This is a genomic window from Apilactobacillus nanyangensis (genome assembly GCF_016861915.1).
Lineage (GTDB): Bacteria > Bacillota > Bacilli > Lactobacillales > Lactobacillaceae > Apilactobacillus > Apilactobacillus nanyangensis.
The window spans coordinates 1-20578 of record NZ_BOLX01000014.1 but is presented as its reverse complement, the minus strand read 5'-3'; the positions used below and the strand labels follow the sequence as shown (position 1 = coordinate 20578).

Annotated in this window: 19 protein-coding genes and 1 tRNA gene; 3 read left to right on the top strand and 17 right to left on the bottom strand. The window is 37.4% G+C overall.

Annotated features, from left to right (window positions below; all coding sequences use genetic code 11):
* Window positions 1–52 precede the first annotated feature (52 nt).
* Window positions 53–1399 carry an HD domain-containing protein gene (locus JUD45_RS05670; protein WP_187155893.1) on the top strand — a complete coding sequence of 449 codons (1347 nt, stop codon included), beginning with the start codon at window positions 53–55 and terminating at the stop codon, window positions 1397–1399.
* A 13-nt stretch (window positions 1400–1412) separates the two neighbouring features.
* Complete coding sequence (gene yidA / locus JUD45_RS05665; RefSeq protein WP_203619832.1) at window positions 1413–2225, top strand: sugar-phosphatase; 813 nt, start codon at window positions 1413–1415, stop codon at window positions 2223–2225.
* A gap of 45 nt (window positions 2226–2270) precedes the next feature.
* Here the strand turns inward: yidA and JUD45_RS05660 are convergent, their stop codons facing one another.
* From JUD45_RS05660 to trpS, 16 genes are all read right to left on the bottom strand, one after another.
* Window positions 2271–2621 (bottom strand): DUF3899 domain-containing protein, encoded by a 351-nt coding sequence (locus JUD45_RS05660; RefSeq protein WP_138726639.1) that lies wholly within the window; start codon window positions 2619–2621, stop codon window positions 2271–2273.
* Window positions 2621–3601 carry a ribose-phosphate diphosphokinase gene (locus tag JUD45_RS05655; RefSeq protein ID WP_034532467.1) on the bottom strand — a complete coding sequence of 327 codons (981 nt, stop codon included), beginning with the start codon at window positions 3599–3601 and terminating at the stop codon, window positions 2621–2623. Before JUD45_RS05655 ends, JUD45_RS05660 begins: the two co-directional genes overlap by 1 nt.
* A gap of 133 nt (window positions 3602–3734) precedes the next feature.
* Window positions 3735–5108 (bottom strand): bifunctional UDP-N-acetylglucosamine diphosphorylase/glucosamine-1-phosphate N-acetyltransferase GlmU, encoded by a 1374-nt coding sequence (gene glmU / locus JUD45_RS05650; protein ID WP_187155896.1) that lies wholly within the window; start codon window positions 5106–5108, stop codon window positions 3735–3737.
* Complete coding sequence (gene purR, locus JUD45_RS05645) at window positions 5108–5953, bottom strand: pur operon repressor (RefSeq protein ID WP_138726641.1); 846 nt, start codon at window positions 5951–5953, stop codon at window positions 5108–5110. Before purR ends, glmU begins: the two co-directional genes overlap by 1 nt.
* 120 nt (window positions 5954–6073) lie before the next feature.
* The gene (gene ispE, locus JUD45_RS05640) at window positions 6074–6922 is read right to left on the bottom strand and encodes a 4-(cytidine 5'-diphospho)-2-C-methyl-D-erythritol kinase (protein ID WP_138726642.1); all 849 of its coding nucleotides are present in this window, start codon (window positions 6920–6922) and stop codon (window positions 6074–6076) included.
* A 133-nt stretch (window positions 6923–7055) separates the two neighbouring features.
* Window positions 7056–7307: a Veg family protein gene (locus JUD45_RS05635; protein ID WP_034532463.1), complete on the bottom strand. Its 252-nt coding sequence runs from the start codon at window positions 7305–7307 to the stop codon at window positions 7056–7058.
* A gap of 89 nt (window positions 7308–7396) precedes the next feature.
* Window positions 7397–8284 carry a 16S rRNA (adenine(1518)-N(6)/adenine(1519)-N(6))-dimethyltransferase RsmA gene (gene rsmA, locus JUD45_RS05630; protein WP_187155897.1) on the bottom strand — a complete coding sequence of 296 codons (888 nt, stop codon included), beginning with the start codon at window positions 8282–8284 and terminating at the stop codon, window positions 7397–7399.
* Between the two features lie 3 nt (window positions 8285–8287).
* Window positions 8288–8839 (bottom strand): ribonuclease M5, encoded by a 552-nt coding sequence (gene rnmV / locus JUD45_RS05625; RefSeq protein WP_203619831.1) that lies wholly within the window; start codon window positions 8837–8839, stop codon window positions 8288–8290.
* On the bottom strand, window positions 8839–9606 hold the full coding sequence (locus tag JUD45_RS05620; RefSeq protein WP_203619830.1) for a TatD family hydrolase: 768 nt from the start codon (window positions 9604–9606) through the stop codon (window positions 8839–8841). Before JUD45_RS05620 ends, rnmV begins: the two co-directional genes overlap by 1 nt.
* A gap of 77 nt (window positions 9607–9683) precedes the next feature.
* Window positions 9684–11720 carry a methionine--tRNA ligase gene (metG, locus tag JUD45_RS05615; protein ID WP_203619829.1) on the bottom strand — a complete coding sequence of 679 codons (2037 nt, stop codon included), beginning with the start codon at window positions 11718–11720 and terminating at the stop codon, window positions 9684–9686.
* 74 nt (window positions 11721–11794) lie between these two features.
* Window positions 11795–12646 carry a DUF72 domain-containing protein gene (locus JUD45_RS05610; RefSeq protein ID WP_138726645.1) on the bottom strand — a complete coding sequence of 284 codons (852 nt, stop codon included), beginning with the start codon at window positions 12644–12646 and terminating at the stop codon, window positions 11795–11797.
* 19 nt (window positions 12647–12665) lie between these two features.
* Window positions 12666–13370: an NAD-dependent protein deacylase gene (locus tag JUD45_RS05605; protein ID WP_190238349.1), complete on the bottom strand. Its 705-nt coding sequence runs from the start codon at window positions 13368–13370 to the stop codon at window positions 12666–12668.
* A 16-nt stretch (window positions 13371–13386) separates the two neighbouring features.
* Window positions 13387–14349 carry a hypothetical protein gene (locus tag JUD45_RS05600; RefSeq protein ID WP_041152447.1) on the bottom strand — a complete coding sequence of 321 codons (963 nt, stop codon included), beginning with the start codon at window positions 14347–14349 and terminating at the stop codon, window positions 13387–13389.
* Window positions 14349–15614, bottom strand: coding sequence for a hydroxymethylglutaryl-CoA reductase, degradative (locus tag JUD45_RS05595; RefSeq protein WP_203619828.1), 1266 nt, complete (start codon window positions 15612–15614; stop codon window positions 14349–14351). The genes JUD45_RS05600 and JUD45_RS05595 overlap by 1 nt, the downstream gene beginning before the upstream one ends.
* 107 nt (window positions 15615–15721) lie before the next feature.
* Window positions 15722–16654 carry a Ppx/GppA family phosphatase gene (locus JUD45_RS05590; protein ID WP_034532451.1) on the bottom strand — a complete coding sequence of 311 codons (933 nt, stop codon included), beginning with the start codon at window positions 16652–16654 and terminating at the stop codon, window positions 15722–15724.
* A gap of 31 nt (window positions 16655–16685) precedes the next feature.
* Window positions 16686–17705, bottom strand: coding sequence for a tryptophan--tRNA ligase (gene trpS / locus JUD45_RS05585; RefSeq protein WP_054605383.1), 1020 nt, complete (start codon window positions 17703–17705; stop codon window positions 16686–16688).
* A gap of 330 nt (window positions 17706–18035) precedes the next feature.
* On the opposite strand from trpS, the gene helD reads away from it, so the two are divergent.
* The gene (gene helD, locus JUD45_RS05580; RefSeq protein WP_203619827.1) at window positions 18036–20342 is read left to right on the top strand and encodes an RNA polymerase recycling motor HelD; all 2307 of its coding nucleotides are present in this window, start codon (window positions 18036–18038) and stop codon (window positions 20340–20342) included.
* A 41-nt stretch (window positions 20343–20383) separates the two neighbouring features.
* Here the strand turns inward: helD and JUD45_RS05575 are convergent.
* A tRNA-Thr gene (locus JUD45_RS05575) sits at window positions 20384–20456 on the bottom strand.
* Window positions 20457–20578: the final 122 nt, after the last annotated feature.

Below are 20578 nucleotides of genomic sequence, written 5' to 3'. Positions count from 1 at the left end.
TTGTTATAATAAGCATAAATAACTTATATATAGATAGTAAGGAGGTAAGAATTTGGAATACCAAGAAAAACTACTACCTCGAGAAAAGGTTTTTCGAGATCCGGTTCTTAACTACATTTACGTACAACACCAAGTCATTTTAGATTTGATTAATACTAAAGAATTTCAACGATTAAGACGAATTAAACAATTAGGTCCTGCTTCATACACATTCCATGGTGCAGAACATTCAAGATTTACTCACAGTTTAGGAGTGTACGAAATTACTCGTCGCATCTGTGACGGTTTTCTTAGAAACTACCCTAGCAAAGTTGCCGGTGATGGTTTGTGGGACGATTCCCAAAGATTAGTCGCACTTTGTGCCGCATTGCTCCATGACATCGGACACGGTGCATACTCACATACCTTTGAACACATCTTTGGTACCAACCACGAAGCAATTACTCAAGAAATCATCACTTCTGAAAAAACTGAAGTTAACCAAGTGCTAAGTAAGATTAGTCCTAACTTCCCTAAGGAAGTTGCTAGTGTAATCGACCACACTTATCCAAACCAACAAGTGGTTCAAATGATTTCCAGTCAATGCGATGCTGATAGAATGGATTACCTATTGAGGGATGCATACAACACTGGTGCCAACTACGGTAACTTTGACCTAACCAGAATTTTGCGTGTGATGAGACCTTACGAAGGTGGTATCTGTTTTGAAATTAACGGGATGCATGCCGTTGAAGATTACATCATCTCTCGTTTACAAATGTACATGCAAGTGTACTTCCATCCAGTATCACGCTCAATGGAAGTTATCCTAAGTCACCTTCTTCAAAGAGCCAAGGAACTAGCCAGTCAATTGGATAAAAATGACCGTCTAACTCCTCATCTGTTAATGCCATTCTTCAAGAATGACTTTACTATCGATGACTATTTGAAACTAGATGATGGTGTCTTAAACACCTACTTCATTAACTGGATTGATTCAGACGACAAGATTCTATCTGATTTAGCTGATCGTTTTATTAACAGAAAGCCACTTAAATCTGTAGAATACAATAATGAAACTGAATCATTGATTCCAACCATGCAAAAATGGATTCAAGAAGCTGGGTTTGAAACTACTTACTACACCGCCGTTAATAACAGTTTTGACTTGCCATATGATGCTTATGATCCAAACAAAAAACATCATGCTACGCAAATTGAACTTAGAAGAAACGATGGCACAATGATTGAACTATCCAAGATTTCTCAACTAGTTAGTGCCGTTACTGGTAAACACTTAGGTGACGAACGCTTCTTCTTCCCTAAGGAAATGTTATCTAAAGATAGTGACATCGACTTATTCGAACCAGTCTATCAAGAGTTTCAAAAACACATTAAAAACGATGAATTAATTAAGTAAGGAGGATTTCTCCATGAGTGAAATCAAATTAATCGCCATTGATATCGATGGTACCCTTTTAAACGAAGAAAACATTTTAGCTCAAGAAACAATCGATGCAGTTACTGAAGCAAGAAACAACGGCATCAAGGTTGTTCTATGTACTGGTCGTCCTTTGACTGGTGTTAAACCATACCTAAAGAAATTAAACATTTCAGGTAATGATGAATACGCAATCACATTCAATGGTGCCCAAGTGCAAGATGCTGATGCTAACATCATTGAAAAATTCGATCTAGATTACAACGACTTCGTTGGACTAGAAAAATTAAGTCACAAGTTAAACACTAACTTCCAAATCGAAACTACTGACTACATCTACACTACTAACCGCGACCTAAGTCCATACAGTGTTGCTGAAAGTTACCTTGTAAGAATGCCAATCCGCGTTCGTGAACCACAAGAAATCACTGATGAAACTGAAATCGTTAAGGCAATGCTAATTGCTGATCCCGATATCATTGATAAAGCTATTCCAAATATTCCGGAAAGTTTCTTAGACCACTTAACAATGGTTAGAAGCGAACCAGTATTTCTAGAATTCGTTAACCAAAAAGCTTCAAAAGGTACTTCATTAAGTAAACTTGCTACTCGTTTAGGATTAACTGCTGATAACGTAATGGCTATCGGTGATCAAGGAAACGACATCAGCATGGTTACCTACGCAGGTACCGGTGTTGCAATGGGTAACGCTTCAGATGAATTAAAGAAGATTGCCAATAAGATTACTAAAACTAACAAAGAAAACGGTGTTGCATACGCCATTAGAAACTTTGCTTTAAAATAATTAATCATAAACAAAAGAACTCACTTCAATGAAGTGAGTTCTTTTTTATAGTGTGATAATGATTGCAAACGCAATCCAGATAATTCCAATTATTAACATTAACTGTGCAAATGGACGTACCACAATTTTTGCATTCTTCATGCCACCAATTTTATTGGCAGGAATCTTTTCGTTTTCAAAACGTTCATCATCACCTTTACGGTGAAAAATACGCCATCCCGTAAAAAGATGTCCTTTGGATAATACTCCAATTAAGCCAATGACTGTGATTAGTAACCCTATCAAGAATAGATAGTTACTAATCGTAATAGCACTAACTTTAAACACCATTGCTATTAAAGCAATGACGATTCCGGCTAACGCTATTAACAGCCCTAATCTTTTTGGTTTATTCATTATTCTGCGTTACTTCTGAAACGGTTGCTGAATAATGGACTAACGGCACGATCTTCGTTAATACGCTTAATTGCGTCCCCAATTAATGGAGCAACTGAGATTTGTTCAATCTTATCAATTTGCTTTTCTTTTGGTAAGCGAATTGTATCAGTAACAACTAGCTTCTTGATTGGTGATTGTTGGATACGATCAATTGCAGGACCTGATAATACAGGGTGTGTACAACATGCATATACTTCTTTAGCACCTGCATCCATCAATGCTTGAGCACCTAAAGTAATTGTACCAGCAGTATCAATCATGTCATCAACCATCAAACATGACTTGCCTTTAACATCACCAATGATGTTCATGATTTCAGCAACGTTTGCCTTAGGACGACGCTTGTCGATAATGGCAATTGGTGCCTTTAGGAATTCGGCCAATGCACGGGCACGAACTACACCACCATGGTCAGGTGAAACTACGACTGCGTTTGAGTCCCAGCCGTGGTTAATAAAGTGATCAGCTAATAATGGTGCACCCATCATGTGATCAACTGGAACATCGAAGAAACCTTGAATTTGAGCAGCATGTAGGTCCAATGCAACTACACGGTCAATTCCAGCAGTTTCTAGCATGTTAGCAACTAGCTTTGCAGTAATTGGTTCTCTAGAACGAGCCTTACGGTCTTGTCTAGCGTAACCATAATATGGGATTACCACATTAATTGTCTTAGCACTTGCACGTCTAAGAGCATCAATCATAATCATTAATTCCATTAAATTATCATTAACGGGAGCTGATGTAGATTGAATGATATAACAGTTATCCCCACGGATACTTTCTTCAATGTTAATTCTAATTTCGCCATCGCTAAATCTATCAACAGATGTTTCACCTAAATCAACACCAACACGATCAGCAATCTTTTCTGCCAAAGGAATGTTAGAGTTTAAAGCGAAAATCTTCAATTTAGGATCAGAATATCTTTCAGCCATAAGTCCTCCACCTAACAATAAATTCTATAATTCGTAACTATATTCTTAATTCACAGTTAATTTTACACTATAATTGATAATTTTTCATTCAAAAATTATACAAATAATAAATAAAATGTCATTGGATTATCTCTTAATCAGCATATGGAAGCTTTTTGAAATATCCTGGTTTATTGGTTTGACGTTGTCTTGCAATCGCCATATCGTATTGTTTTACGTCATCAGTAATTGTTGAACCAGCAGCAATAAATGTGTGGTCATCAATGTGTAATGGTGCAATCAAGTTAGCGTTACTACCAATAAATGAGTTGTCACCAACTTCGGTATTGTGTTTGTTCTTACCATCGTAGTTAGCGAAGATAACACCACAACCAACGTTAATGTTCTTGCCTAGATGAGCGTTACCAACGTAAGTTAAGTGACCTACCTTAGTACCTTCATCAATTTGGGCCTTCTTAACTTCAACGAAGTTTCCAAGATGAACGTTTTCACCAATCTTAGCTTCTGGACGAAGATGTGAGTAAGGTCCAATGTTTGAGCCTTCCATCATTTCTGATTCTTCAAGTAGTGATGATGTCACAGTAACATTGTCATGAATGATACAATCTCTAATTTCTGAGTTAGCACCAATCTTACAGTCGCTACCAATCTTGGTATTACCACTAATGTGAACACCAGGTTCTACGATTGTGTCTTGGCCAATTTCAACGCCAAAATCAATGTATGTGTCATTAGGATTTGGCATAGTAACACCGTTTGACATGTGATATTCGTTAATGCGTTGTTGCATTACTTGGTTAGCCTTTGAAAGTGCAATTCTATCATTTACACCCATTGATTCATCAAAGTCTTTCATTTGGTAAGCCCCAACGTTCTTACCTTCTTCTTTGAAAATACCAATAACGTCTGGTAGGTAGTATTCACCTTGAGCGTTATCGTTTTTAACTTTCTTAAGCGCTTCGAATAATTCATGGTTATCGAAAACATATACACCTGTGTTAATTTCATCGATGTGTTGTTCGGCAACTGAGGCATCTTTTTGTTCAACAATCTTGTTAACGTTACCCTTATCGTCTCTTACAACACGACCATAACCAAATGGGTTAGGTGCCTTAGAAGTTAATACGGTTGCAACAGCACCGCTTTCTTCGTGTTGAGTAAATAAGTGATCAAAGGTTTCAGCAGTGAATAATGGAGTATCTCCACTAACAACCATTGTTGATCCATCAACGTTTTCTAGAATGTCAGCAGTCTTTTTAACTGCATCCCCTGTTCCTAGTTGTTTTTCTTGTAATGCATATTGGCTTCTGTCACCTAGTTGAGTTTTAACGTCTTCGGCACCAAAACCAACAACAGTAACAATATTGTCCATATGAATTTTTTCAACTTGTGTTAATACACAATCAACCATTGTACGACCACAAACTCGATGCAAAACTTTGTATAGTTTTGACTTCATTCGCGTACCTTTACCGGCAGCTAAAATAATTGTATTTCTAGTCGTCATTATTCTTCCTCCTTGGTGACCTCACTAAAGTTATCGTAGGTAAAATTACCTAAATCAACTTTAATATCACCGTCATTAGTATCAATCTTGAATAATGAAGTGTAATCATCTTCGCTAATCTTACGTTGACCTTCATAATCACGTTCAGCAACGAATGCAATTCCAGCGACTTCACTATCAAATTCTTTGATTAAACTGCATAGTCCATCAGCTGATCCACCACCACGTAGAAAATCATCTACGATTAAAACGTTGGAATTAGCAGGTAAACTACGTTTTGAAAGAACCATCTTTTCAATTCTCTTTTGAGAACCAGAAATATAGTTCACACTGATAGTAGAACCATCGGTAATTCTAGAATCATGTCTAGCGATTACGAATGGAACGTTTAATAAGGTTGCAACGCTTTGTGCAACCGGAATACCCTTAGTGGCAACTGTTAATACAGCGTCAATTTTCTTGTCACTGTATAATGTTGCAATAATTCGACCAATTTGTCTCAAAATTGATGGACGGTTAAGTAGGTCGTTCATATATACATATCCACCAGGTAGAACTCTTGAATTGTCAGCTAATGCTGATTGAACTTCGTCAATGAATAGACTTGCTTCATGTTTTTGAATGCCGGGCATAAACATACTTCCACCAGCGGCACCTGGAATGGTTTCTAATACACCAGTCCCTGTTTCCATAAATGTTTTTCGTAAAATGGTTAGGTCTTCACTAATAGATGACTTAGCAGAATCATAACGATTTGCAAAAAAAGTCAATGGTACTACCGTATTAGGATTCTCCATTAAGTAGCGAGTCATATCTACTAGACGCGCACTACGCTTTGCTTTCATTCTTTCACCTCATTAAGTAAAAACTACATCTAAATTTTATCATAATGTTCGGATTTAAGATACTTTTTAAACGAAATAATAAAAAAATATCCGTTTAAGCTTTCACCTAAACGGATATTTTTATACAGGTCTTACAATATATACTTCGGAACAGAATCCACGAATGCTGTTAAAAATGTGTTTTGCTTGGCTTTCTGTCTTACAAATTCCAAAGACAGTTGGACCAGTTCCACTCATTTGAGCACTATCAGCACCGTATTTTTCGAATTTTTCTTTAATCTTTTTAATCTCACTGTGATGCTTTGCAGACAATGGCTCCAATACATTTCCCATGTGGGAAACAATTTGGTCATAATCTTGTGTTTCAACCGCGGCCGCCAGTTCGTTAACATTTACATGTTCTAACTTGTCGTAATCAATCTTGTTTAAGATTTCTGGTGTCGAAACGCTAACTTTTGGTTTCACAATTACGAAATACATCTTTGGCAATTTTGGCATTAACTCAATATTATCACCCTTACCGGTTACCATCGCAGTCTGACTGTATACACAATAAGGAACATCAGAATCAAGTTGTAATCCGAATGTTGCCATCTCTTGATCGGTCATATGTAGGTCCCAGAGACGATTCAGGCCTCGAATAACAGCCGCAGCATCAGATGATCCTCCACCCATTCCGGCAGCAACAGGAATATTCTTTCTGATATGGATATCCACTTTTTGTTGAATTCCAAATTTCTTTTTAAGTAGAAATGCTGCTTGATATGCTAAGTTGCGATGATCTTGTGGTAAAAACACACGATTACAGTGAACGGAAATTCCGTTTCCCTTTTCGGTAACAATCTCGACGTAATCAGATAATTCAATCGAGGTCATTATCATATTCCACTCAATTTTGCCGTCCTTGTGACGATACGGCGTATCCAAGCCTAGGTTAAGTTTGGCGCATGCTTTCTCTACGGTTCTCAAGTATCACACCCCCAATTTAACTAAATTATTTAATAACATTATACTAAAGTTAAAATGAAAAGTCAGTGAAACTTTCGGATTTTGTCAAAAGTGCAAAATAAAAAGAGCTAATAAACATTATTAGCTCTTAGTTTTAAGCTTCTTCACTTACTTCGTCGGTAAAATCCATTTCAATGTTCTTGGTTAGAATATCAGTGTAGCTGTAAGATACTCTCTTAAGATTTTCATCTTCTTCTAACTCAACAACAAACACTGCTGGGAATGTTTCAGCTAACATCCCATGGCGTTCTAATGTTTTGTTTCTTCCTACTTGAACAGTTACAACAACTTTTTCGCCTAGGCGAGTGTCCAAGTGGCTCTTAATGTCAGTCAAACTGGTTGGCATAATATTCACCTCTCTAGTATGTTTATTATACCACGGAAAATATTAAAAATCAAAATTATATCACAGTGTTTTTTAATAATCAAATAATATTATACCAATTTTATAGAATGAAATTTATTTGTTAAATCGACGTATTGATCAACAGTCAGTTTTTCAGGACGAATGCTTGGTTGAATGTCGAATTCATCTAGGACAGTTTGAACCTTTTCTTTAGTTTCAGCGTCCTTACCAAACAATCCTTGTAGGTTGTTCCATAGAGTCTTTCGACGGTGGGCAAAGCATCCCCTTACGAAACTAGCAAATGCCTTTTCGTCAAACACTTCGTTTTCAATGGTTTCTTTTCTTTCCAAAGTCACGATTGCTGAATCGACATTTGGTGCAGGGATAAATGATTTTCTAGATACTTCAAATGCTAACTTAACATCATTTAGGTATTGGATAATCACTGATAGTGAACCGTAATCCTTGCTACCTGGTTTGGCTTCTAGTCTTTGAGCAACTTCTTTTTGCATCATAACGGTAATGTTGTCGAATTCAGCATTGCCCTTCAATAGATCCAAAATGATTGGAGTTGTGATGTAGTAAGGTAAGTTAGCAACAACCTTAATTGGACGTTCGTTATTGAACTTTTCTTCGATAATAGCGGGCAAATTTGCTTGTAAGATGTCTTGATTAATTACTTCGACATTATCATAAGGACTTAATGTTTCATCCAATACAGGCAATAAATTTTGGTCAATTTCAAACGCTAAAACACGTTTTGAACTACGAGCTAGGAATTCGGTTAATCCACCGATACCTGGTCCAATTTCGATTACATTATCTGTATCTGTTAAATGCGCAGCATCGACAATCTTAGTTAATACATTTAGGTCAGTTAAGAAGTTTTGTCCTAAACTCTTCTTAGCTGATAAATGGAAACGATTTAAAATTGCTTGTGTTCTAGCTGGGCTAGCGATTTCTGGATTATTTGGCATTGTTTACTCCTTAATATGACTTAGTGCTTCGTTAAATTGTTCTTTAGTAATTCCAAACATGGATAGTCGTTTCAATAGTTGTTTCCCATTAACATATCCAATCTTTAGTTCATTACATAATTGAGTGCGTCTGATTTTCGCCTCTGAATCATTAATGACCCTTGCAGCATTTAAATCAGAAACTGAAATTTCACTTTCATGATTAGTGTCTGCTGTATAGACATTTTTTAGTGCTTCTCTGATGGTTTCGACGCTGGCATGTTCAACACCTAGTGAACCATCACTCTTGGTTGGTACCGACTTTTTACGGTCAACAAACGCGTGTTTAGCATTTGGTACTGCCTGCGTGATAATTTTTCTAATGCGTTCACCAGAAAAATCCGGGTCAGTAAATACGATTACACCACGTTGCTTGTCTAGTTTCTTAATCAACGCCAACGTCTTTTCATCAATTGCTGATCCCCTTGTTTCGATGGTGTCACAGTCTACCGCCATTTTAATTCTTTTGGTATCATCGCGGCCTTCTACCACGATTACTTCTTTGATTTTTTCCATTATTCATCCAATCCAAAAATTCGTAGTGCGTTTTGATAAGTTGCATCAGCAATCTTATCTGGAGTTGTATCTCTAAAACGAGCGACTGCTTCGACAGTATATAGAGTATACCCTGGTTCATTTTGGTGACCACGTAATGGTTCAGGTGCTAAATAAGGTGCATCTGTTTCCACAAGCATTCTATCGATTGGTGTTTTAGAAACGGAATCATGGATTTCCTTAGTCTTTTTGAAACTAGCAACACCAGAGTATGAAACGTACATCCCTAGGTCCATAATCTTGTTTAACCATTGCGCATCACCATTAAAACTATGAATAATACCGTTGTTAACACCTTTTTCTTTTAAAATGGCGTAGGTATCTTCAAAGGCATCACGGTTATGCACTGAAATTGGCATCCCAAGTTCTTGGGCGATATCGATTTGGCGTTTGAATACGTTGAATTGAGCCTTCTTGGGTGCGGTGCTTTGATTGTAATCAAGACCGATTTCACCTAGTGCAACCACCTTATCATCTTGTAGTTGCTTGTATAAAATAGCCTCTTCTTCATCGTTATAGTTCAACGCATCTTCAGGATGGAACCCAACGATTGCATAAAGATTATCATATTGATGAGCTAATTCAATCGCTTTTTCGTTCATTTGACGGTTTGATCCAACAATTGCCATCTTGGTAACACCCAGTTTTTTGGCATGTTCAATGTATTCTGGCACTTGTCCTCTAAAAGCATCATCATTTAAATGCGTATGTGAATCAAAAATTTGCATTATATTTGCTCCTATCGTAAAAATAGCCATCAATTCGTTTTGAATTAATGGCTATTTTTTAGTTTGTTATCTCACCATTATTCCAAAGTGGCACCATTTTCAAATTGGCTACCAATTGTAACTAATTCAATGTTGCCATCGTCATGTTCAACAGATAGTAACATTCCTTGGCTCAATTGGCCACGCATCATTCTAGGTTTCAAATTGGAAACTATGATTACTTTCTTACCGATTAGTTTGTCGAAGTCAGGATACCACTTAGCAATTCCTGAAAGGATTTGAGTAGTTTCTTCCTTACCTGCATCTAGGGTGAACTTCAATAGCTTGTCTGCCCCTTCAACACGTTCAACGTTCTTAACTTCGGCAACTTTTAGTTCTACTTTTTCAAAGGTGTCGAACTTGATTTCTTTCTTATCAGCAGCACTTTCAGCGCCTTCTTGGGCAACTTGAGCTTGTTTCTTAGCTTCTTCTTTGGCTGCACGACCCTTTTTCTTGTCTGACTTAGTCATTTGGTTCTTGATAAAGTCAACTTCTTCTTCCCTGTCTAGACGTGGGAAGATTGGAGTTCCCTTAGCAACAACTTTACCACCTGTTGGTAAGTCTTCAATCGCGATGTTAGTTAAATCAATTGCTTGATTGTCTAAACCTAATTGAGTGAAGATTTCCTTTGGTGCGTTAGTCATAATTGGGCTAATTAATAGACCGATTACACGTAAGCTGGCAGCTAAATGAGCCATTACATCAGCAAGCTTTTCAGCATCACCATCGTTTTCATTCTTAGCTAAAATCCATGGTGTGGTTTGGTCGATGTACTTGTTAGTTTGTGAAACTAATTGCCAAACTGCGGCTAAAGCATCTGAGAAACGTGAGTCATCCATCTTAGTCTTGTATTCAGCAATGACATCCTTGCTTAATGCTTCTAGTTCCTTATCAGGTTCTAAGAAGTTAGACTTAAATTCTGGAATTACACCGTCTTCGTACTTGTTAATCATTGAAACGGTACGGTTTAATAAGTTACCTAAATCATTGGCTAGGTCGTAGTTAATACGATCAACGAAGTCTTCTGGTGTGAACACACCATCGTTACCAAATGGAACGGCCTTTAGTAAGTAGTATCTTACAGCATCCAAGCCGTATCTTTCAGCTAAGACTTCTGGGTAAATAACGTTACCCTTTGACTTAGACATCTTACCGTCTTTCATGGTTAACCAACCATGTCCGATAACATGTTTTGGTAATGGTAAACCTAAAGCATGTAGGATAATTGGCCAGTAGATGGTATGGAATCTAACGATTTCCTTACCTACCATGTGGACATCAGCAGGCCAGAATTTTTGGAATAGTGAATCATCATCAGTGTCGTATCCTAGTGCACTAATATAGTTTGATAGCGCATCAATCCATACGTAAACAACGTGTTCTGGATTTGATTTAACAGGAATTCCCCAACTAAATGATGTTCTAGAAACAGCTAAGTCTTCTAGACCTGGTTTGATGAAGTTATTAATCATTTCGTTCATTCTTGATTCTGGTTGAATAAAATCAGGATGATCTTTGTAGTATTGTAGTAACCAATCAGCGTACTTGCTCATCTTGAAGAAGTATGACTTTTCGTTCACTAGTTCAACTTCGTGTCCTGATGGAGCCTTTCCACCAATAACGTTACCGTTATCGTCTTTGTATACTTCGGCTAATTGTGATTCGGTGAAGTATTCTTCGTCAGATACTGAGTACCAACCAGAGTATTCACCTAGGTAAATGTCACCTTGATCTAATAATTGTTGGAAAATCTTTTGAACAACTTCTCTGTGTTGTGCATCAGTGGTTCTGATGAACTTGTCGTTTGAGATGTCCAATTTCTTCCATAAGTCTTTAATTTGTGCAGCCATCTTATCCACGTATGCTTGTGGAGTAGTGTTTAATGATTCTGCCTTTTCTTCGATTTTTAGTCCGTGTTCATCTGTTCCTGTTAGGAAGAACACGTCAAAACCTTCAGCACGTTTGTAACGAGCTAACGCATCACAAGCAATAGTTGTGTATGAGTTCCCGATATGTAAACGTCCTGATGGGTAGTAGATAGGCGTTGTAACATAAAAAGTATTGTTATCAGCCATGTAAATCATCCTTTCAACCAGTAATTAATATTAACTATTAGTATATCATACTTGAATTGTCAATAATATTGCTCTTAGAACAAATCTAATTGCATCGGTGCCAAATCGTTAAATGACACGTGCAACATCTCTTTTAATTGTAGTGCGTTCGGTGCAGCATCCCTACCTGAGTTATTGTTAAAGATGACACACACCTCATCGACTTCTTTATTTAACTTAGTGACGATGTCAGCAAATTGCTTTAGTTCGTCCTCACTATACTTGTACAACGTTCTTTGACTACGCCAGTTTTTGTCTTGGTTAAACCATCCCTGGGCGTTTCTTCCATGCAGTCTTAACATCGCCATCTTAGAAGTAGTGACCATTGGTAATAACTCAATGCCATCGTTTAAATTATGTGGCTCGTCAGCAATCACAAAAGTCATCCCTAGGCGTTTTAAATAATTTTGAATTGAGCTTTGCATCGACTTTTCCGTCCATGTTGGGTTTCTAAACTCAACTGCAATTGGCACCTTTCTTCCCATCATTTCACGGATGGTCATTAGATAGCGAATGTTGTCGTTATTGCGTTGGAAATATGGTGGGAATTGAAATAAGACCGTCTTTAATTGATTAGTCTGAATTAATGGTTTCAGCATTTTAACGTAATCACTAAATGCCTGTCTTCTTTGATCATCATCGGCAGCCATCTGCGAACGCATATCATGCTTAGTCATTAATTGATTGGCTTTTAAGATAAATTGGAACGATTCTGGAACTTGGCGCATCCATTGACGCACTGTTTTTTCCTGTGGAATGCCGTAAAACGGATTATCAACTTCCACAACTGGAAAATGAGCTGCGTATTCGTTTAACTTAACGGCACGGTCCTCACCATTAATCAATGCTGGATGTTCACTCCAAGTCGTTACTCCTAAAGTTATCATGAAACCATCATCTTCCTTCTTATTTCAATTCGCTAAAGAATTTTGTTGCATCCTCTTGAATCATTGTAAAATCGATTCCTAAGTTTAACTTTTCTTGGTTTACCGCAATTACTTTAGCACCCGGATTTCGGTAGTCCAATAGTCCAGCAAATGGATAGACACGCATGGAAGTTCCAACGATTACTACCAAGTCAGCCTTTTCCATTAGTTGAACACTGTTAACCACTTTGGCTTGGTTAAGTCCTTCATCGTATAAAACAATTCCGGGACGAAGAGTACCACCACAATCGGCGTGTTTATCGTTTTGCATATATTCATGCCAATCAACTCTTTGATGGCACTTTTGGCAATATACATCATATAGATTGCCGTGAAATTCAATTAAGTTCTTAGTGTCGGCAGCTCCGTATAACCCATCAACATTTTGCGTAATTACACTAGCTCTACCTTCCCTAGTAAGTTCAGCTTGCTTTTCGTGAATTACATTGGGCTTGGCATCTGGATAGTACATATTTTCTTTCACAAATGTGTAAAACACATCTGGTTCATTAACTAAACATGCATGACTTAAATAATATTCAGCTGGTTTTCCAGTTGTATCAGTTGCATATAATCCATTCTTAGAACGATAGTCTGGAATGTTGGAAGCTGTCGATACCCCGGCTCCTGTCAAATATACGATATTTTTTGCATTATCAAATAATGATTGAATTTCCTTATCCATCAGATTGCCTCCTGCCTTATTTTCTAATGATATATGGCATTTTTAGTTCTTTAAATAATTCTTGAACAGTCATAGCGTATAACTTTTTGAAGTATTCTGGACTGTCATCCATACCGGTTGGAGCAGGAATCACGAATGAGTTTTGATCATCTGACTTGTTGAAACCAACGTATGCACGACGACCAGTTTCCTTATCATGTAGTTCTGAATGGAAGATTTCAAATTGTTGTTTTACGTTTAAGTTTAGTTGTCTTTCTGAAACAACACTGGAGATAGTTGCAAATTCTGAGTTATGCAATGCAGGTAGTCCCCACTTCTTTAGTTGTTCATCAAAGGCCTTGAATAACTTAACAACGTTTCTTCTGAAACCAAATGGTGAATCAGTTGGTTTTTCAGTGATAATCTTGTAGATTTCATCAGCAGCCTTTAAGGCAACTGGGTAATCTTTTTCAAGAGTTGGACGAGCAAATGAATCGAATTTGTCACCGTAGAATACGTGAGCATCGATTAGTGTTAATAAACGTAATTCCATTGCGTTGTCTAATTCTTCTGGCTCAGGTTCAATGGTGTTTTGGATTCCCTTTAGGTACATCTTTTCGATGTCTTCGTTGATTAGTCCGTGTTTTCTTTGTTCTGAAACAACAACAAAGTGGGCAACGATATCAAATAATTCAGTTCCCATTACTTCTAGTTGTTCGTCTAATTCATCTTGACCAGTTGATAGTGAGAAGAATACTTGTGGGAAACCACGTAGTGTCATCAACAAGTGAATTAGTTCATGTGAAGCAGTGTAGTTAGGAGCTGACATATCTGAGATTTGAACAAATAGGTTCTTACCATCTTGCACCACTTGTGCTTGATCATGTCTAACGTATCCAGATTGAAGTTGTCCGATAAATTGTACTTCGATTTTACCTGGGAAAAATTTATTTACAACGTTAATTAAACTTTGTGTATCTTGATTTAATTCGATTTCCATTAAAATTCACCTTCATTATTATTTCTAATTTGGTTTAAGATTTTTTGTGCAGACTTTAAGTCGTTTAAATGATTGGCTCTCATTTCTGAAACCACTTGTTTGATTTCTTCACCCTTAGCTCCGGCGCTCATTACTAATGAATTCAATTGTAAGCTCATGTGCCCCTTTTGAATTCCATCGGTAACTAATGCCTTTAGTGCCGCTAGGTTTTGGGCTAACCCAACTGATGCAACTATTTGGCTTAGCTCTTCCTTTGAGGTTACTTGAGATAATTGTTGATTGATTTTAACCTTTGGCAATACCTTGACGGCACCACCGATAAAACCTAATGACAATGGAATTGTCATCTCACCAACTAACTTGTCACCTTCAACTGACCAGTTGGATAGGCCCTTGTATTGGCCATCTTTACTTGCATATGAATGAATGCCAGCTTCGACAGCACGCCAGTCATTGCCCATTGCCATTACCACAGCATCGATTCCATTCATGATGCCCTTATTATGGGTAGCAGCACGATATGGATCGATTTGAGCGATGTGTGATGCTTCAACAATTCTTTGCGCTACATCACTACCGTTAGTATCAGGGTTACCCAGTTGGCTAACAGGAATGAATCCGGATACCTTCACCAGGTTATCTTCACCATAGTTAGATAGGATACTCATCAAAACATCCCCACTAACGTGTTCTTCAATAAACTCAGAAGTAGCTTCTAGCATTGAATTGATGATGTTTGCGCCCATCGCTTCTCCGACGTTAACAAACAAGTCGACTGATGCATAATCATCGTCTAGTTTTCTAACGCGAACCTTCTTAGCACCACCACCGTATTCTAGAATCGATGGATGTGATTGGTTAGCGATATCAATAATATGTTCTTGATGTGTATTGACGATTCCAATTAATAGGTTAATATCATGTGTTTTAACAACGATTTGGCCCATTAGATTACGACCCAATACTTCGGCAGTAATCCCTGTACCCTTAGCAAATAAGCGGGCACCATTACTAGCCGCCGCAATCACGGATGGTTCTTCTGTTACCATTGGAACAATTTTCTCAGTGCCATTAATCATAAAATTAACGGCCACTCCTTCTGGAATGGAGTAATCAGTTACATAGTTTTCAACTAAACTATCACTTGATTGATGATAGTCGCTAGTCATTTCATGTTTTTGATTCGTGTCTAATCCAGCAAATTCACTGATTAGTTTCATTCTATCATCATAATTACGATGATAGAAATGTTTGAAAGTTCCCATTATTAGTCCCCCCGGATGCGGTATTCATATCTGATATTTATAATAACATTATTTAAATTTCAGGCATTTAAAAAGGTTTTTAACCCGCCATTGGATTAAAAACCTCTCTAATAGTTTCGATAGTGCTTCTTTATATATTCAGCAATAAGTCCTTCTCTTACCCCACCTTCAGAAAATACGATTCGTCTTGAATCAATTTCATCGATGACTGTAATAAGAGGTAATAGACCACCTAGTATAATATCAGCTCGCTCGTTTTCTAATCCGTGAATTTCTTTTCGATTGTGTAAGTTCTTACGTAAAAGTAATTCATACGTTCCCATCACTTGGCGTTGATTTAGGTGATAGCCATTTAGGTTATCAGAGTTCTTGAAGTGTTGGTGGCTGCGATTAATTCTCGCTAAACTTCTGGCAGCTCCTCCCAAAACAACTAGTTGATAGTGATCGGCTTTTTTAAGCCAAGGAACACGATGTATGTTTTCCTTTAAGAAGCGTTGCGCGTTGAACAAGTCAGCTGCATGAACTGAGTTATTCAATTTAAAACGTTCTGAAATATTAACGGCGCCAATTGGTAAACTGATTAAGTCACGACGTTTCTTTCCTTGAACGCGGACTAATTCGATACTGGCACCACCAATATCCATCACCATGTAGTCGTTCATCTTAATCTTATTAACGACACCTAAATAATCGTAATAAGCTTCTTCACGACCTGATAAAACTCTAACGTCTAAGCCAACTTTCTTTCTTACCTTGCGAATAAAAGCTTTTTGGTTTTCAGCTTGTCGAACCGCAGCAGTTGCAATGGTAATCACAGTGGCATTATTCATTGAGCTATAAATTCTTTTGAAAGACTTTAAAGCATTAATTGTCCGATTAATTGCAACCGGTTGTAGAATCTTTTCTTTCCCCATCCCTTCGGATAAACGACTATCACTCTTACTACGTTTTAGCTCAACGCAATAACCGTCATTTTCAATCCGATAGATGGACATTCGAGCAGAATTCGAACCGATGTCAACAATTACTAAGTTCTCCATCCGATTCACCCTAAACTCCTAAAATAGTTTTTTATTTAAAGTAATTAATACCAATAGCATCCCTTACTTCATCTAGGGTTTGGTTGGCTACCTTATTCGCTTTATCACTACCAGCCTTTAGAATGTCATAAACAGCTTGTGGATCTTTTTCGAATTGTTCACGACGTTCTCTGATTGGAGCCAATTCAGCTTGTAATACTTCATTTAAGTAACGCTTAATCTTCACATCACCTAAACCACCGTGTCTGTATTGTTCCTTTAATTCAGCAACCTTTTGCTTGTCGTCAGCAAAGATGTCTAGGTAAGTAAATACAGTGTTTCCTTCAACTTGACCAGGATCTTCAACGTGAATGTGGTTAGGGTCTGTGTACATTGACATGACTTTCTTTTGAATGGTATCAGCATCGTCTGCTAAGTAGATGGCATTGTTCAATGATTTACTCATCTTAGCGTTACCATCTAGACCAGGAATTCTACCCATTCCCTTTGGTGGGAAGTATCCTTCTGGTTCAACTAATACGTCCTTACCATAGATACCGTTAATGCTTCTAACGATTTCTCTGGTTTGTTCTAGCATTGGTTCTTGGTCTTCACCAACTGGAACAGTGTCGGCCTTAAATGCAGTAATATCTGCAGCTTGGCTGACTGGGTAAATGAAGAATCCAGCAGGAACACTTTCACCAAACTTCTTTTGTTGAATTTCAGTCTTAACAGTTGGGTTTCTCTTCAAACGGTTAACTGAAACTAAGTTTAAGTAGTGCATTGTTAATTCGTTTAGTGCAGGAATTTGTGATTGAACCAAGATTGTTGATTTTTCTGGGTCAATTCCGACAGCTAAGTAATCCAAAGCTACTTGTAATAGTGAGTTTCTGATTTTTTCTGGGTCACGCGCATTATCAGTCAATGCTTGCATGTCCGCAATCATGATATTGGTGTCGTATTCACCTGAGTTTTGTAGTGCAACTCTGTTCTTTAATGATCCAACGTAGTGTCCGATATGTAGTTTACCAGTTGGTCGATCACCAGTTAGAATTACTTTTTTATCTGCCATTTTGTTACTTCCTTTCCAAAAAAAGCGCCCCATTGTTAAAAAAACAATAGGACGCTTGAGCGCGGTACCACCTAACTTGCAAATGTTTCATCATTTGCCACTCTGCGATAAGGGTGCAATCCCATAAATTCATCCATTTCGCTAGTCGTGATTACTTTCAGTAATACATAATCTCTCTGTAAATGACATCGCTACTTACTTTAATATTACCTATATTTTACTGGATTTAAATTGACATGTCAAAAAGGATATTAATTGACATGACGGTAAAATCTAATTAGAATTATTGAGCATAAATGAACGGATTTAACAATAAATTAGGAGGTAAAAATGGCTAATAACGATCTTACAAATGAACAAAATCGTGTCGATAAAGTTGTCGCCAAATTACACAAACGAATCGATAAGACAGAAGCTGAATACCAAAAGGCACACAATGAAACAAAGCGTGTTCAACAAAACTACGGTAATAATACTTCTGTTAACTACGTCGAAGTCGATGATAGAATTGAAACTTCTGCCGACCTCCAACAACAAAGAGGACTTGTTAATAAGGTAGTCCAAAGCGAAGCAATTATTAAAAATCAACTGGAAACATACAAAAAATTAGCTGATTCTCCATACTTTGGTCGAATCGATATCAAAGATGATGGTGACGATGATACCGAAAGCTTGTACATTGGCACCGCCTCATTCGTAGACGATAACGAAAATTTCCTAGTTTACGATTGGCGAGCTCCAATCTCTAGTATCTATTACAACGGAACGTTGGGAAAGGTTTCATATCAAACCCCTGCCGGTAAACAAAGCACCGACCTAGAAAAGAAGCGTCAGTTCCAAATTAGTCATGGTGAAATCAACAACATGTTTGATACCAATGAGACTGTTGGTGATGAAATGCTTCAATCTGTGTTAGGACAACAACACGATGAAGTAATGCAAAACATCGTTTCAACAATTCAAAAAGAACAAAACGATATCATTAGGGATACTTATAGTGATTTGTTAGTTGTTCAAGGGGTTGCCGGTTCCGGAAAAACTTCTGCTATTCTACAAAGAATTGCATTCTTGTTGTATCACAGTAGAAGTTCACTTCAAGCCGACCAAATTATTTTATTCTCCCCTAACCGCTTGTTCTCACATTATATTTCAGACGTTTTACCTAGTTTGGGTGAACGCAATATGAGACAGGTAACACTTCAAGAATTCATTGATCATCGTCTTGAAGGTGTAAATGTCCAAAGTTTATTTGATCAATATGAAACTGAACAATCCTACACCGATGATGAAAAGGCAATCCAATCATTCAAACGTAGTCATCAATATATGACCTCAATTGAGAATTACATCAATACAGTTTTCAATGATGACATCGCCTTTCAAAGCATTCTAATTGACGGAAAGATGTTCTTTGATTCCGAAGTAATTAAGGACATCTACGCTTCTCAGCCTAAACAAATGAAACCGGCTGACAAGTTCTTAAAGACTAAGAACCGTTTAATTGAAATCTTGAAGAAACGAATTGAAGTCGAAGTTTATAAACCATGGGTTGATGATGCAATTGACCAACTTAATTCTGAACAATATCATGATTTCATGGAAGGACACCAACTAGGTAGCTTCCAAGATGAAGACGACGAAAGATACTTCATCGCTAAACAAATCGTGACTGAACATTTCAGAAAAGTATACGATGCTTTGTATAATGGTTCATTCTTTGATCCATATCTTCAATACCAACGTTTCATGCAACAAGTTGTCCTACCTAAGGATGTTAATGTCGATGCATGGAATGATGATGTCGATAGTTTTGCTGATTCAATCGAATTACATCAAGTGCGATTGGACGATGCCGCCCCACTTCTATACATGCGTGACTTAATGATTGGTGGGGGTCAAAATCAAACAATGCAATATCTATTCGTTGATGAAATGCAAGACTACTCAATTTCCCAATTGATTTACATCAAGCATGCTTTCCCACAAACTAAGATTAACTTGATTGGTGATAGTGAACAGGCATTGTTTAAGGCTGTTGAGGCTCCTCAAGAATTACTAAATAAGTTAAACGAAGCTTTTGCTACTAAAAAATCAAGATTGATTACTTTAAATCGTTCATATCGTTCAACTTATCCAATTACTAACTTCGCTAAATCGTTGTTACCAAATGGAGATGAAATTGAAGCGTTTAATCGACCTGGTAAATCTCCAGAAATATTTATTCGTCATAATGAAAATGAATGTATTGATGCATTGATTGAATGCGCTAAGAAAGAACTAGAGGATGAAGGTACCGTAGCGATTGTTACCAAGAACTTAACAGAAGCTAAGCAACTTCATCAACACACCTATAATCAACTTAATCCAACCCTATTAGCAGATACAGATAGATCACTTCCAAAGGGTGTAGTAATCATGCCAATCTATCTAGCTAAGGGGTTAGAATTTGATTCTGTCATTGCTTGGAATGTCTCCAAAGATAACTATCCAAATGATGATTATGTCGGAACACTCTACACGATTGCTACTCGTGCGATGCACCATCTTACATTAATTAGTAATGGTCCTGTTTCACCAATTATTGCTAACGCAAACTTACCAATTAATGAAGTTAAAATTGATAGAAAAATTAAATAACAAACAAAAAAGACCAATCAATCGATTGGTCTTTTTATATAAGCCGTTTCCGGGATTTGAACCCGGGACCTCTTCCTTACCATGGAAACGCTCTACCTCCTGAGCTAAAACGGCAATATTAACAAAAAGCCTTCGATTTACATCGAAGACTTTTTTATTCGCGCGGCAACGTCCTACCCTTGCAGAGGGCGATCCCTCAACTACTCTCGGCGTTTAGAAGCTTAACTTCTGTGTTC

What these genes read in the sequence shown, in the direction of transcription:
- JUD45_RS05655 (WP_034532467.1), bottom strand. Translation starts at nt 3,601, where the DNA reads ATGGCTGAAAGATATTCTGATCCTAAATTGAAGATTTTCGCTTTAAAC.
- JUD45_RS05595 (WP_203619828.1), bottom strand. Translation starts at nt 15,614, where the DNA reads ATGGGAACTTTCAAACATTTCTATCATCGTAATTATGATGATAGAATG.
- rnmV (WP_203619831.1), bottom strand. Translation starts at nt 8,839, where the DNA reads ATGGAAAAAATCAAAGAAGTAATCGTGGTAGAAGGCCGCGATGATACC.
- helD (WP_203619827.1), top strand. Translation starts at nt 18,036, where the DNA reads ATGGCTAATAACGATCTTACAAATGAACAAAATCGTGTCGATAAAGTT.
- purR (WP_138726641.1), bottom strand. Translation starts at nt 5,953, where the DNA reads ATGAAAGCAAAGCGTAGTGCGCGTCTAGTAGATATGACTCGCTACTTA.
- yidA (WP_203619832.1), top strand. Translation starts at nt 1,413, where the DNA reads ATGAGTGAAATCAAATTAATCGCCATTGATATCGATGGTACCCTTTTA.
- JUD45_RS05660 (WP_138726639.1), bottom strand. Translation starts at nt 2,621, where the DNA reads ATGAATAAACCAAAAAGATTAGGGCTGTTAATAGCGTTAGCCGGAATC.
- rsmA (WP_187155897.1), bottom strand. Translation starts at nt 8,284, where the DNA reads ATGCCAAATAATCCAGAAATCGCTAGCCCAGCTAGAACACAAGCAATT.
- JUD45_RS05590 (WP_034532451.1), bottom strand. Translation starts at nt 16,654, where the DNA reads ATGGAGAACTTAGTAATTGTTGACATCGGTTCGAATTCTGCTCGAATG.
- JUD45_RS05610 (WP_138726645.1), bottom strand. Translation starts at nt 12,646, where the DNA reads ATGATAACTTTAGGAGTAACGACTTGGAGTGAACATCCAGCATTGATT.
- JUD45_RS05600 (WP_041152447.1), bottom strand. Translation starts at nt 14,349, where the DNA reads ATGGAAATCGAATTAAATCAAGATACACAAAGTTTAATTAACGTTGTA.
- trpS (WP_054605383.1), bottom strand. Translation starts at nt 17,705, where the DNA reads ATGGCAGATAAAAAAGTAATTCTAACTGGTGATCGACCAACTGGTAAA.
- JUD45_RS05635 (WP_034532463.1), bottom strand. Translation starts at nt 7,307, where the DNA reads ATGCCAACCAGTTTGACTGACATTAAGAGCCACTTGGACACTCGCCTA.
- glmU (WP_187155896.1), bottom strand. Translation starts at nt 5,108, where the DNA reads ATGACGACTAGAAATACAATTATTTTAGCTGCCGGTAAAGGTACGCGA.
- JUD45_RS05605 (WP_190238349.1), bottom strand. Translation starts at nt 13,370, where the DNA reads ATGGATAAGGAAATTCAATCATTATTTGATAATGCAAAAAATATCGTA.
- JUD45_RS05620 (WP_203619830.1), bottom strand. Translation starts at nt 9,606, where the DNA reads ATGCAAATTTTTGATTCACATACGCATTTAAATGATGATGCTTTTAGA.
- metG (WP_203619829.1), bottom strand. Translation starts at nt 11,720, where the DNA reads ATGGCTGATAACAATACTTTTTATGTTACAACGCCTATCTACTACCCA.